12 protein-coding genes are annotated in these 12,440 nt (G+C 34.3%); 8 read left to right on the top strand and 4 right to left on the bottom strand.

Annotation, left to right across the window (positions count from 1 at the left end; genetic code table 11):
• The first annotated feature begins 250 nt into the window (after positions 1-250).
• The 3 genes from MHH71_RS28920 to MHH71_RS28910 all read left to right on the top strand — a co-directional run bounded on the left by MHH71_RS28920 (position 251) and on the right by MHH71_RS28910 (position 2,978).
• Positions 251-1,201 carry an ABC transporter ATP-binding protein gene (locus tag MHH71_RS28920; protein WP_033799483.1) on the top strand — a complete coding sequence of 317 codons (951 nt, stop codon included), beginning with the start codon at positions 251-253 and terminating at the stop codon, positions 1,199-1,201.
• Between the two features lies 1 nt (position 1,202).
• Positions 1,203-1,943: an ABC transporter permease gene (locus tag MHH71_RS28915; RefSeq protein WP_033799484.1), complete on the top strand. Its 741-nt coding sequence runs from the start codon at positions 1,203-1,205 to the stop codon at positions 1,941-1,943.
• 903 nt (positions 1,944-2,846) lie between these two features.
• The gene (locus MHH71_RS28910; RefSeq protein ID WP_257143714.1) at positions 2,847-2,978 is read left to right on the top strand and encodes a hypothetical protein; all 132 of its coding nucleotides are present in this window, start codon (positions 2,847-2,849) and stop codon (positions 2,976-2,978) included.
• A gap of 184 nt (positions 2,979-3,162) precedes the next feature.
• Here the strand turns inward: MHH71_RS28910 and MHH71_RS28905 are convergent, their stop codons facing one another.
• Together MHH71_RS28905 and MHH71_RS28900 are read right to left on the bottom strand one after the other, a co-directional pair.
• On the bottom strand, positions 3,163-3,624 hold the full coding sequence (locus MHH71_RS28905; protein ID WP_141441918.1) for a VOC family protein: 462 nt from the start codon (positions 3,622-3,624) through the stop codon (positions 3,163-3,165).
• Positions 3,625-3,660: 36 nt separating this feature from the next.
• On the bottom strand, positions 3,661-4,113 hold the full coding sequence (locus tag MHH71_RS28900; protein ID WP_006097477.1) for a VOC family protein: 453 nt from the start codon (positions 4,111-4,113) through the stop codon (positions 3,661-3,663).
• Between the two features lie 588 nt (positions 4,114-4,701).
• On the opposite strand from MHH71_RS28900, the gene MHH71_RS28895 reads away from it, so the two are divergent.
• From MHH71_RS28895 to MHH71_RS28875, 5 genes are all read left to right on the top strand, one after another.
• Positions 4,702-5,130 (top strand): Imm44 family immunity protein, encoded by a 429-nt coding sequence (locus tag MHH71_RS28895; protein ID WP_033799482.1) that lies wholly within the window; start codon positions 4,702-4,704, stop codon positions 5,128-5,130.
• A gap of 638 nt (positions 5,131-5,768) precedes the next feature.
• Complete coding sequence (ltrA, locus tag MHH71_RS28890; RefSeq protein ID WP_006096946.1) at positions 5,769-7,418, top strand: group II intron reverse transcriptase/maturase; 1,650 nt, start codon at positions 5,769-5,771, stop codon at positions 7,416-7,418.
• 325 nt (positions 7,419-7,743) lie between these two features.
• Positions 7,744-7,941 carry a hypothetical protein gene (locus MHH71_RS28885; RefSeq protein WP_006097374.1) on the top strand — a complete coding sequence of 66 codons (198 nt, stop codon included), beginning with the start codon at positions 7,744-7,746 and terminating at the stop codon, positions 7,939-7,941.
• Positions 7,942-8,082: 141 nt separating this feature from the next.
• The gene (locus MHH71_RS28880) at positions 8,083-8,280 is read left to right on the top strand and encodes a hypothetical protein (RefSeq protein ID WP_006097375.1); all 198 of its coding nucleotides are present in this window, start codon (positions 8,083-8,085) and stop codon (positions 8,278-8,280) included.
• Positions 8,281-9,760: 1,480 nt separating this feature from the next.
• Complete coding sequence (locus MHH71_RS28875) at positions 9,761-10,447, top strand: MBL fold metallo-hydrolase (RefSeq protein ID WP_006097376.1); 687 nt, start codon at positions 9,761-9,763, stop codon at positions 10,445-10,447.
• 382 nt (positions 10,448-10,829) lie between these two features.
• Here MHH71_RS28875 and MHH71_RS28870 read toward each other — a convergent pair whose 3' ends face one another.
• Together MHH71_RS28870 and MHH71_RS28865 are read right to left on the bottom strand one after the other, a co-directional pair.
• Positions 10,830-11,711: an IS3 family transposase gene (locus MHH71_RS28870; RefSeq protein ID WP_006097496.1), complete on the bottom strand. Its 882-nt coding sequence runs from the start codon at positions 11,709-11,711 to the stop codon at positions 10,830-10,832.
• Between the two features lie 8 nt (positions 11,712-11,719).
• Positions 11,720-12,016, bottom strand: a complete 297-nt coding sequence (locus MHH71_RS28865) for a transposase (RefSeq protein WP_033799504.1) — start codon at positions 12,014-12,016, stop codon at positions 11,720-11,722.
• Positions 12,017-12,440 lie beyond the last annotated feature (424 nt).

Below are 12,440 nucleotides of genomic sequence, written 5' to 3'. Positions count from 1 at the left end.
TAGACACATTTTCGACAAAACTATCTATTTTTTCTCTTTAAGAAATAGATAGTTTTTTTATTTCTATACATCAGTTGGATAGTGTTTGTTGCCTAGACTTTGATTGAAAACATAATACTCATTACACCTTACAACATTGTAAGGCAAATGTAAGAATAATACATGTCTTCTTTAAAACATAATAGCTAAACTAACAATATATGGATCAACTTGAGATTACATTTGGGACTAATTGTAAGGAGTGGGACAATTGAAAACGGTATTATCGGTGCAACACCTAACGAAAGAAATCAAGGGCAAGTTGATTGTGCAAGACATATCGTTCGATGTGGTAGAGGGAGAGATTATTGGACTACTTGGTGCGAACGGAGCGGGCAAGACAACCACGATGAAGATGATAGTTGGTCTAAGCACAATAAGTGCCGGGGACGTGCATATTGCAGGTTACAGTATTAAGAGTCAGTTTTCTAAAGCACTCTTCAATGTAGGGGCAGTGATTGAAGCGCCTGCTTTCTATCCTTATTTGAGTGGGTACGAAAATTTACGTCAATATCAGCGTTTGCACAAAAATGTGAGCAAGGATTGGTTGCTGGAGGTAGCCAGTCTGACCGGGATAGAACATGCGCTTAAGCAGCGAGTAGGCACGTACTCCATGGGAATGAAACAACGCTTGGGAATTGCACAAGCACTACTGCGAAAGCCAAAGTTGCTTGTGTTAGATGAGCCGATGAATGCACTTGATCCTGCTGGTGTCCGTGAAACCCGGAACTATTTAAATAGAATTGCAGCAGATTTGGGCGTAGCAATTGTGATCTCCAGTCATCAACTGTCTGAGATTGAGCAGATGGCACGCCGAGTGGTTATTATGCAAAATGGCTGCTTAGTGACAGAGCAGCGGATTGATGATGGGTTAAATGATGGAGAATTCTGTATTACTCTTCACATTGATAATATTGAGCTTACAAGCGAAGTTTTGATTAACTTGTTTGGGGATGATCATCATGCGTTGGGTTATATGCAGACAGAGAAATTATCTAACGGTTTGCATACTATGACAGTAGCTATTGATGAAGGTCAAGTTCCAAAGCTGATTCGATCATTGTGTGATGCCGGGGTGGAAGTTCATCGGGTGTTGTCGGCACATACGAGTTTAGAGGATAAGTTTTTAAAATGGACAACTGCGCGCGGTGAGGTGAGTTAAGTTGTTATGGAATGAATGTTTGAAGATAGTGAATAAAAGAATCTTTATTCTTTCACACATTGGTTTTATTGTGATGACGGTACTGTTCTCTTGGGCATACACCAGTAATCTCAAGGCTGATGATACGGTGGCTCAAATGGTAAATGCTTTGCTTGGCCTATCGGGAATGCTTGTTATTCTACCTTGGGCGATTGTTTTGTCACCTCTTATTTGGACGGATGAGTATCAATATGGTACTCTGAAACAACTGTTTCTGCATACGTCCTCGCGCTCAAGGTTGTATGTTGCAAAAATTGCTGCGATGATTTTGCTCATCATTACGGGTGTTGTTAATATATTCATTGTTTCTTTGTTAGTGAATCTTCTGATGGCTCCAAAAAACATACAATGGGGCGACATGACGGATGTTATATACTCTATCGGAGCAATCGTATTGCAATGTTGCCTATATGCAAGTCTAGCATCCTTGATTGGCGTGTGGACGAGATCAGCTGCTATCGCAGTAGGCAGTAGCTTAGTGCTATACTTTTTACAAATGATATTTGGAGGTAGTCTCTTATCTACATCATGGACACACATTCTATTCATTCATCATGATGATTTAAGTGTTTATTGGAGCACGTCACAATATAAATCGGAATTAGTTGGCTTACCTATGTCGTTAGCGATAGATATCGCCTATATTTTGTTTTTCTTTGCAATTGGATTATGGTTGTTCGTCAAAGAGAGAGGAGCAGACTAAACATAACACCGAGCTAAGAATGAGCAAATTAGGATACAGTTATGTCGCTTATGCCGATACTCGGGATAACGGTATGGAAGACAAAATAATGAATGTGAAACTGAAAGTAGCCAATAATGATAAGTGACAATTGATTACGCTAGTCCAATAAACCAGCAGCAGTCTAGGACTTTATTTTTTATGTCAAAGACTACCGCTGGTTTTACATTAAAGTCAGTCTAACATTTTATATTTTTCGGAAAGAAACAATAAAATCAGCATCTGCCTTCCGTGCCTACATGCTCGTAAACTAGAATTTGAAGCTTACTTTAAACATAGACGACGTATGTGCCATCGCCACAGGGTGCCGTTCGTTTTGAGGCAGATCCAGGCAAGCAGACTCATGTGCATCAACTGTAAAAGAAGATGATTTGTGTATTCGAGATTTGGGCTATTTGGAGTCACACGACTGAAAAAAGAAAATTATACGTTAAGGAATTTTCTTACATTTTCAATTAATAGATGAACCAAGCCCTTGTGTAGCAATAGAACAGGATAACGCAACAAGCATTAGCGGACATTAGAAATGATAAAAATGTACTTTTTATTTGAAAATGGCTTAATTTTAGATACATTTTCATTCTTATGAAGCAAAAAAATAGAATTTCTGTACAAAACATAAAATTATGTCTAAAAGTACAGAGAATCGGTTATTTTTTGTCTAAAATATGTCTAAACGTACAATTTTCTTTTTTTGATATGGTGACCCCTTTTAGAGAAGGGATCAATGTATGTAAAGCTTATGGTATACCTACAAATAAAATATTTCCGTCTAAATTCTTTAACTTTCCCCTTTTTATAGTTTCACATTTAATACAGAAAATGTTTTTATCGGAGAATACTATAGAAATGGTGGAAAATCATATGAAAGAAGGCTTATCAGAATGGGTATATGGATATAACGAAGTTTTGAAAGAAGGCTTAAAAAAGGAAATATCTATGCCTGTTTGGGCTTCATATGAACCATATATTCAGTCATGGCTAAAAAAATCCTAAAAACGTTGTAAATCCGCATTTTCCTAATGCTCCCCCATAGCCATTAAGCTAAAATTTGATAGTACCCCCAAAATGAAATTTTGTGCTAACTTGTAACAAAAAAAGCTCATTTTTTCATTTTGGGGTAATTCAGAATTCTTAAGTTGATGGACATGTGGTGCTACCCCATTTTATAGATACAATTTCATTCATTTTTTTGGTGTTCCGCATCCCATTCACTTAAATAGGATGCATATTCTAATTCATCTGGATTATCATGTAACATAGAAATAAATTCTAATTTATTTCCATCACAGTCCAGAAAGTATACACTTGCAGCGGGCATCCATCTTTGGACAATTGGCTCTTGATTTCCTTTTCCCTGACTTCCTATCACTTCTATTCCACGCTTTTCTAACCACAATTTAGAAGTCTTTAAAAACTCTAGATCTACACCAAAAGCAAAGTGTTTCGTCTCAAAGTCTTCAATATTATGTACTTCCCATAGTCCAAGCATTTGTTTTTTATTTTCTCCTACCCAAAAGAAAGCCACTCTTCTTTTAGATAGTTTTCTTGCTAATGCTAACCCTAACTTATTTTGATAGAAATCTATCGCCTTTTCTAAATTTCTTACATGTAAATGTGTTTCGTATATGTTTTGTATCATTATGTTTATTCCCTTCTTTATTGTAATTTATAATTATCATCCGTGTATAAATTCCCACTCTTTCCAGGACATAATTTCAAGTTCCGGTCTTGGTTTATCCTCTAACATAGAAATAAACTCAACTGAGTGACCATCTGGATCTGTAAAATAAATCGACACAGCAGGCATAAAAGGGAATACCATTAATTCTTCGGAATTTCCACCAAAGAAATTTGCAGATTCAATTCCTAATTCATTTAAATAATTTCTCGCTTTAATAATATCTTTCACATCTACTCTAAAAGCGAAATGTTGACGCTGAACCTCCGGTGAAGGATAATTTTCTCTAATGCCAAACATAGCTTCTCCAGGTTTTCCGATCCAGTAAAATTTAGATTTTCGATTAGAGTCTTCATACAAAGGAATAATATTAAATAATTTTTCATAGAATTCAGCGGATATTTTATAATTACTTACATTAATATGTGTTTCAAAAATCCCTTTAATCATCAAAACTCCTCCTTTTATAAGTATTTAATTATTACCAATATCATTTTATATCTTTTAAGCTCAATATACCTAATCACTATTTTATTAAAATAAACAGCTAAATGAATCAATCTAAAAGATGAAATTCAAGTGGAAATCCTACTACTTTTGTCGTAGAATCCCCACGTATCACCACATCCCCATCAAGTTACTATCTTTAAAAAGGCCTACACAAAAATTCTGTTTTTCTACAGTTAGTTATAAGGATTCATCTTACTTTTTCTTTTTGAGATTGCTCTGTTTTCTTAAGTTGATGGGCATGGGGTACCGCCAGCATTTCGGAAAAAAACCATGCTAAGAGCATACAAGATTTTATACAGTTTTTCGGCTAATCCATTAACAAACGAGAACCCTAAAACCCATGTTAGGATAGGGATGTATAAAAAAATGAATAGAGTCATAGAAAATGAAAAAGGCGGATTCCTTGTAAAAGTAGGGATCCGCCTTTTTCATTGCTACCGATAATAGGACGTTATGTTAACCAAACATGTATACTATATACATAGAATTAAAAAGATAAAAAGGGAATTTAACTTTGGAGGACATACAATGGATTTTTTCATGACTTGTGAAGTTGATAAGACAGTTAAATATAGTGATGTAAAGTTAATAATAGAAGTAGAAAAAACCTTAAAAAAACTTGAAAATAATCACTATGGTAATGAAATTGAAAGCATAAGTATTATTCCAATTATTATTGAAATAATACCAGAACTTGAGGACGCAAGCTTTTTCAAAGAAAGAAAACTCTTCAAAAGAAAAAACAAAGAAGCGGATATGAGACTAAGAATTAATATTGAAACGTTTTTAAATGCCGATCGTGCCAGAAAGAAATTGCTAATCGTTAAAAATGTCATTGAGTGTGTAAGAATATTAGGAACAAAGGCCAAGAAAGATTTTGATGCTGAAAGATTAGAGAACGACATTCTAAATTTGTTTGAAGTTGAAAAAGGCGTAATTGATAATATTGATATGTAAGCGAATTACAAATTACTTCCAATAACGACAATTATGGTGCGACAAGAAGTTGCATTCCCACAGTGTAGCTTACGCTACCCCTCTAGACGCAAAGAAGGTCTCCATCCGAAACTGTATTTCTGGTAACGGGAATGTAGGTTGCATGAGGAAATGCGGAAACAGAGGACAAATGCATGGTCCGGAACACTGCTAGGAGAAGATAGGTATGGTAAACGAGAGTGAAGGTTTGTAAGCTTCGTAAACGTTAGCTCAAGATAATGCATGGCTTTGCTTGGGTATTGGCAAGAGGAAAAGTAGGGTCATAATACTACTGTGCTGCGTCCCGCATCTTGCTCGGAGTAAAGAACCTGCCTAACCCTATCGCATCTGTGGAATGTGGAACTTGGTAAGCCCTATGTTATCTGTATAAACAGTAGAGAGATCGAAAGGTCAAACGATGTAACAGAGGGTATGGGATATGGGAGAAAGCAAATGCCGTTATACCGAAAGGTAACAGGAAAGCAAAAATGTATAACTGAACGGATACTGTCGTCCTTTTGAACACATTATGACAGACTTGAAAGAGGGCCCACTTCCCATAGGTCTTCAACACATAAATACATTTGTGGTTAACTTTTGATGAAAAGGAGCGTGCAGTTATGAACACCTCAGAACGAGCGTCGGCGCACGCTTCATATACAAATTGGAATTCAGTAGATTGGCATACAGTCCAAAAGTATGTGATGAAGCTACGACAAAGAATTTATCGTGCCGAACAACAAAAGAAACTTAGAAGAGTCAGGAAACTTCAACGATTACTCCTACGGAGTGAAGCTAACTTACTGTTGTCCATTAGAAAAGTAACACAACAGAATAACGGAAAGCGTACCTCTGGAGTAGACGGTTATACAGCACTTCATTCTGGAAAAAGAAACGAATTATACCGACAGCTAAAGAGGCTCAGTATATTTCAACATCTTCCCAAGCCAGCGAAACGAACCTATATCGCTAAAAAAAACGGAAAACTGAGACCTCTCGGTATTCCAACTATCAAAGACAGAGTCTATCAAAATATGGTGAAAACGGCGCTAGAACCGCAATGGGAAGCACGATTTGACCCCGCCTCATACGGGTTCCGACCGAAGCGGAGTACACACGATGCCATTAGTAATATCTTTAATAAGATTAACACAAACAGTAAGAAAAAGTGGATATTTGAAGGTGATTTTAAAGGATGCTTTGACCATCTAAGTCATCATTGGATACGAAAACAAACTTACAGTTTTCCAGGAAAAACACTGATTCAGCGATGGTTGGAGGCTGGATATATAGATCAACATTCTTTCTCTGAAACAAAGGAAGGAACTCCGCAAGGAGGAATTATATCCCCGCTTCTAGCTAACATTGCATTACACGGAATGGAGGAGGAACTTGGCGTTATATATCGAAAGACATATAAATCCAATGAAAGCTACGCAATTCATCCTAAATGCAAAATAGCGATTGTTCGATACGCGGATGATTTCGTTGTCTTAACAGAAACGAAACAACAGGCTCAATCCATATATGAAAAGATACAACCGTACTTGAATAAAAGAGGACTTGAGCTGAGTATTGAAAAAACAAAGGTGACTCACATTGAAGAGGGATTTGATTTCCTAGGTTTTTCCGTACGTCAGTACAAAACGTGGAAAGGGAATAAATTACTGATTAAACCCAGCAAAGATAGCGTTAAGAAGGCAAAGGAAAAGATAAGGAATACGTTCCGCATCATGAGAGGACAGCCTATTGGGGAACTCATTAAAGTGTTAAACCCAATTATTAGAGGGTATGGACAATATTGGAGACATGTCGTATCTCAAAAGACATATGATAAAATCGGTCATTATATTTTCGAGAAAATATGTAAACATCTTATCCGATTGCACCCTAAGAAATCATGGAAATGGATAAAGAAGACTTACTTCAAAAAGCCTCATCACGGAGGCAAGGAATCTTGGACTCCGACCTGTCCTCTAACAAATATCCAGCTCTTACAAATGCCTTGGTTTAAAATTAAACGGCATGTGATGGTCTTATATAAGAACAGTCCCGATGACCCTACTCTTAAAGAATACTGGGAAAAGCGAGACCGTAAGGTCTTTGATGGAACAAATACCTTAGATAGAATTAAACTGGCGAAAAAACAAGGGTATCGTTGTGCGTTATGCAGACAACCACTACAAAATGGAGAAAAGGTTATTATACGTGATTTACCAATACACTCAAATAAGGTTACAAAGCTAGTACATGTACCTTGCATCAAGTAAGAAGTTGTTTGGATAAAAAGAAGGCTTGAGCCGTATGACGGGAAAGCTGTCACGTACGGTTCTTAGGAGAGTTAGGGGCAGTGATGCCCCTCGCTTATCCGACTAAATACAAAACCTCTTCAGCAAGTAAAATGAAGGGGTTTTTTCTAGATACAGTGACTACTGATAAGTGGGGTTATGTTAACTATCGATTTAAAACAAAGTCATACCGTTTATAAAAAAATGAACTAAAATAATTTAATTATGACCTGGAAAATTACCCCCAAAACTAGAAATTACCAATTAAAATTATGATAGAATTTATATATAGGAAAGGTGGGAGATTATGAAAAAACGTTCATTATTAGGAAAGATATTACTTTTTCTCGGGCCAATTTTATTTGTTTGGGGACTAATTATGCTTAATGTGATTACAGATATTATACAGTTTGAAAATACAAATAAGGTATTATCATTTAGTGTTCTTATTGCTGGAATAGCTTGTTTCATTGCGTCTAACTTTTTTAAAGAGCGCAAAGTATAAAATATTTTATGTATATAAAAATTAGACTTCTATATAAGTTTTTATCAAACTTTTTTACAACCAAGATTAACTGATGTAGGCGCTTTATTTAAATACCTCGATATAGTGTAATTTGATTATGAAGTTAAAAGGGGTTTGGGTATGGAAGATGTATATGGAGGACTAAAATATTTTGGTTTGTTACTTGTATTAGTATTTGGTGTGGGATTTATTATACGTTGGATTTTTCGTGATGTAATTTCGTTAGATCAATTACTTGGTTTAAGTATAGGAATTATTACGTTAATAATGGCGTTTTTTGTAAAGAAATACTGTAAAGAGCTAAATACTAATAGTTAATTTATGCTTTCTTTGGATGAGTATCTTAATAGTGATGAGATACTCGTTTTTTCTTGTTAAGATTTAATCCCTTTATTTATAATGTTTTGAATGTATACTTTCATTATATAAATTGAGTATATCAGAAGATTTGGCGTGAAGTTAATGTTTACGGCAAAACGAATGTAAACAAATATTCAAAAGTTTACATTGGAGTATTTAAAAAATTTAATCTCTCAGACGAACTGAGCGGTTTTTTGATATTATTATGTTTATTTTTATAAGGGGATAGTTCCTGGCTTCACCCTAGCCATTGCACTCACACCCAAAAACAAGAGGATAATAAAAAATACAGGAGGGCTATATGAAGCCAAGTCGAACATATAATAATAATTGGTATTAGAAAAATTTGTAATGAGAGGTACTCATCACGAAAGGGTGGAAATACTTGAATAAAAATCATATATGGTTAGCTTTATTATTATCTTTGTTAATAGTAATGCCTTGGAATTTACTTTTCTTTTATACACCTATCCTTTTACCAATTATGGGGTTTATATCTAAGTTCATTTTATATTTTCTCTTAGTGTTAGTAAGTCTTCGATTTCTTCAATATTTAAAACATAAAACTAACTATGAAAAAGAATTAATAGAACTTATTAAAAAATCTAATCACCTAACAAATAAAGAAAAATAATGTAAATTTTAAGAGTTCTCTCAGCTTATCTGAGGGATTTTTTTATTTGGGGTAGCACGCACATTTTAACGTTTTTATACGCTAAGGGATTCTCAAAACTCAATAACACGATTTGAATTGAGATTTTGATTTAAAGATGAGTTTTGAGACACTGTTTAGGCTCTTTTCAGTACCTTCTACATTGAAGTACATTTGTCTCAAATACCTATGTTTTTGAGATTGGTGATACCGCTTAGAGTAGTAAAATCAACGTTTTTTCATGTCGAATTTGCTTAGCGTATATTTTCGTTAAAATGTGGATGGGACCCCATTGCTATCAAGTTAAAAAATCTGTTGTTCCCCAAAACGATAAAAATAAACTTCGGTACTATAAAAACACAAAATTTCCATTTAGGGGGTACTTTAAAATCTTAGCTTGATGGGCATGGGGTAATGCCAGCATTTCGGAAGAAAAACACGCTAAGCAAATTTGGATAAAAAAGAGCCGAATCTTACCCCGTTAAGAGTAAATTGGCCTTTTAATATTTACGGAACGTAAGCAATGTAAACTTGTTGAATGAACTCCTTCAAACTTATATTCTCCTAAGAAATTAATGTGCTCCCAACCTAAAGGCCATATATACGGCATTATATCCTCCCTAATTTCAAAATTACTATATTAAAATATAGATCGGTGAGAGGATGGTTGATCAAACTTTATTTCAAATCTACATTTATAACGTCTTTTTTCATATCATGTACAATAAGTGTATAGAATATTCGGTTATCAAAGGTTTCACAAACATACCGTATGGAGGAAGAAAAATGAAGATAATAGAGCTACCAATTGAATTTGAATTTAATAAACAAAAAAATTACATTTATCCTAGCTTAATTATATTGAATGATGAACTAACTCTGGTTGATACAGGTTATACAAATTTCTTACCTTTAATTGAAAATGAAATTTTTAAAAATGGATATGAAGCGAAGAATATAAAAAATATAATCATTACTCACTATGATGATGATCATATAGGTTCCCTATATGATTTCAAAGAGAAGTATCCTTGGATTAACATTATTGCTAGTGAAAGTGAATCGAAATACATTAGTGGTGAAATGAAGTCAGAGAGATTGGTTCAAGCTGAAGAAATGCTAGAAAATATGTCAAGCAAAGAAATCAAATTTGGTAAATGGTTTACACAACAATTAAAGAATTTGAAGCATGTCTCGATTGATGAAAAGGTACATGATGGTGATTTGATTTTAGATAACAAATGTAGAGTAGTAGCAACACCAGGGCATACTTCAGGACATATTTCATTGTATTTTCAAAGTTTAAAAAGTGTAATTACAGGTGATGCAGCTGTTAATGAGAATCATGAATTAATCATTGCTAATCCACACTTTTGTTTAAATGTTGAGAAAGCGCAACAATCTTTAAGAAAGATTAAAAACCTTAAAGCAGAAACTTACTATTGTTATCATGGTGGGAAATTTACTTTATAATTGGGAGATAAACGTAGATATTTAGGCTTGACGGTGGATTCACTCATTAATTTCATCCGAAGATTTAACATAATACAGTAAGCGGTAGTGAGCATATACTTTTATTATTTGTATTTAGTTTATGAATTTTTTCATATCTAACAAACCTTCATGTTAGCATCCAAAACGGGTGCTTTTTTCTTTGTTATATAAATTTTATATAATAAACGTGAAATTGAACAAAGTGGACAATTGAAAATATAATACCTCAGCCAAAATGTTTTAAAAAAATGTTTGTTTAATTTTTCCACAATTGATTTCTTCATCATATAAGTAAAAAAAGAGATAAGAACACTTTTTATGAAGTGACCCCTGTCAAGTAGACTGTATTCAAAAAGCACAACTAAGTAACCTGAGTTCTATATTTATATGGACTCAGGTTATTTAATTTCTTTTGAAATCTTTGGTGATTATAAAAGTGTATATATTTGCGCACGGCAAATTTAACCTCATCAGCTTTGCGGAAAGAGTATAAATGAAAACACTCTGACTTAAAGTGGCTGAAGAAGTTTTCTATACAAGCATTGTCCCAACAGTTTCCCTTCCGAGACATACTAGCCTTCATCTGATATTTTTTTAGTAATTGATTATATTGACGGGATGTGTATTGGAACCCTTGATCACTATGTAGGAGAATCCCTTTCGCATTTCGCTTTTTCCTTGCCTTCTTAAGTGTATCTAGCACTAATTTAAGGTCGTTTCTACGACTGATTTCATAGGCAACAATTTCATTGTTGTACAAGTCTTTAATAGCGGATAAGTATAATCTCTGTCCATTGAAAATCAAGTAGGTAATATCTGTTACCCATTTTTCATTCGGTTTTGAAGCTTGGAAATCCCTGTTCAGATGGTTATCTGAAATCACATAAGCTTCTTTTTTTCCATAATAAGGTCGTTTTCTCCTAATAATCGCTTTGATACCTAGTTCACCCATCAACCTCTGTATACGTTTGTGATTAACGTGAAGGTTATAGGTGACTTTCAGCCAAACTTGTACTCTTCTGTATCCATAAATTCCCCTAAGTTTTTTATGGCACTTCAATATCTTTTTCTTGATTTTGACATCCTCCGATTGTTTTTCAGAAGGCGTCGAGTGCCGTTTTATCCATTTGTAGTACCCACTTCTGGTTACACCGGCAATATCGCATAGAACGGTAACCGTAAAACCTTTTTCCGACATCTCGTGGATGACTTCAAACTTTCTCGCTTTGGATACAGCTTTCATTCCTCCTTTTACATCCCTAAGAGCTTTTTTAACATTTCATTTTCCGCTTCTAATCGTCTGATCTTAGCTTCTGGATCTTCTGGCTTGATTCTTGGCCTACCTACACCTGGCCCTTTCGCTTTACCACGTTTTTCTTCTAGTCCTTTGATACCTTCAGCCTCAAAGTGTTTCACCCAACGTCTTACTACTGAGTGATCAATTCCTAGTTCTTTAGCGACCGTTTTGTATCCCATTCCTTCTTTAAGGTATAAATCTACTGCTTTTTTCTTAAATTCTATATCGTAAGTTACTCTAATTTTACCCATAGAAAAAATCCCCTCCATAGTAAACAGATTAATGTGCTTTCTTTTTACTGTCTACTATAAGGGGATCATATCATTAGTGCATTATCTCTTTTCGAATATGCATTTCATATCCCATGTAAATTTACCACATATTTCACTGGGACTTACAAATTGCTCTTCAATAATAATTATATCTTATTTTTGTAAAAAATATACAATTCCAAACCTTTTCAAAAATACATGGCCAGAATGTCAGTGCTTTACATGTTTTTAAGAATTATAGTCGGTTGTAACATGAAATTCATATTATTATAATTTATTAAACATGAATATAAATATAGTATGTTAGGTAATAATGAGACATTCTTCTCTATTTACCTATAACTATATTTTTACTAATTTATTATGATATCGATGTTGATTTAAAGCGTTTTGTACAAAATAA

Origin of the sequence: Bacillus sp. FSL H8-0534 (assembly GCF_038005885.1) — a bacterium.
GTDB lineage: Bacteria > Bacillota > Bacilli > Bacillales > Bacillaceae_G > Bacillus_A > Bacillus_A pseudomycoides.
The sequence above is the reverse complement of the archived record's forward strand: the minus strand, read 5'-3'. Positions and strand labels throughout refer to the sequence as shown.

Excerpts from the sequence above, each read along its gene's own strand:
- MHH71_RS28875 (WP_006097376.1), top strand. The coding sequence starts at position 9,761 with ATGAAGATAATAGAGCTACCAATTGAATTTGAATTTAATAAACAAAAA.
- MHH71_RS28900 (WP_006097477.1), bottom strand. The coding sequence starts at position 4,113 with ATGATTAAAGGGATTTTTGAAACACATATTAATGTAAGTAATTATAAA.
- MHH71_RS28910 (WP_257143714.1), top strand. The coding sequence starts at position 2,847 with ATGAAAGAAGGCTTATCAGAATGGGTATATGGATATAACGAAGTTTTG.
- MHH71_RS28865 (WP_033799504.1), bottom strand. The coding sequence starts at position 12,016 with ATGGGTAAAATTAGAGTAACTTACGATATAGAATTTAAGAAAAAAGCA.
- MHH71_RS28880 (WP_006097375.1), top strand. The coding sequence starts at position 8,083 with ATGGAAGATGTATATGGAGGACTAAAATATTTTGGTTTGTTACTTGTA.
- MHH71_RS28885 (WP_006097374.1), top strand. The coding sequence starts at position 7,744 with ATGAAAAAACGTTCATTATTAGGAAAGATATTACTTTTTCTCGGGCCA.
- MHH71_RS28905 (WP_141441918.1), bottom strand. The coding sequence starts at position 3,624 with ATGATACAAAACATATACGAAACACATTTACATGTAAGAAATTTAGAA.
- MHH71_RS28895 (WP_033799482.1), top strand. The coding sequence starts at position 4,702 with ATGGATTTTTTCATGACTTGTGAAGTTGATAAGACAGTTAAATATAGT.
- MHH71_RS28870 (WP_006097496.1), bottom strand. The coding sequence starts at position 11,711 with ATGAAAGCTGTATCCAAAGCGAGAAAGTTTGAAGTCATCCACGAGATG.
- ltrA (WP_006096946.1), top strand. The coding sequence starts at position 5,769 with ATGAACACCTCAGAACGAGCGTCGGCGCACGCTTCATATACAAATTGG.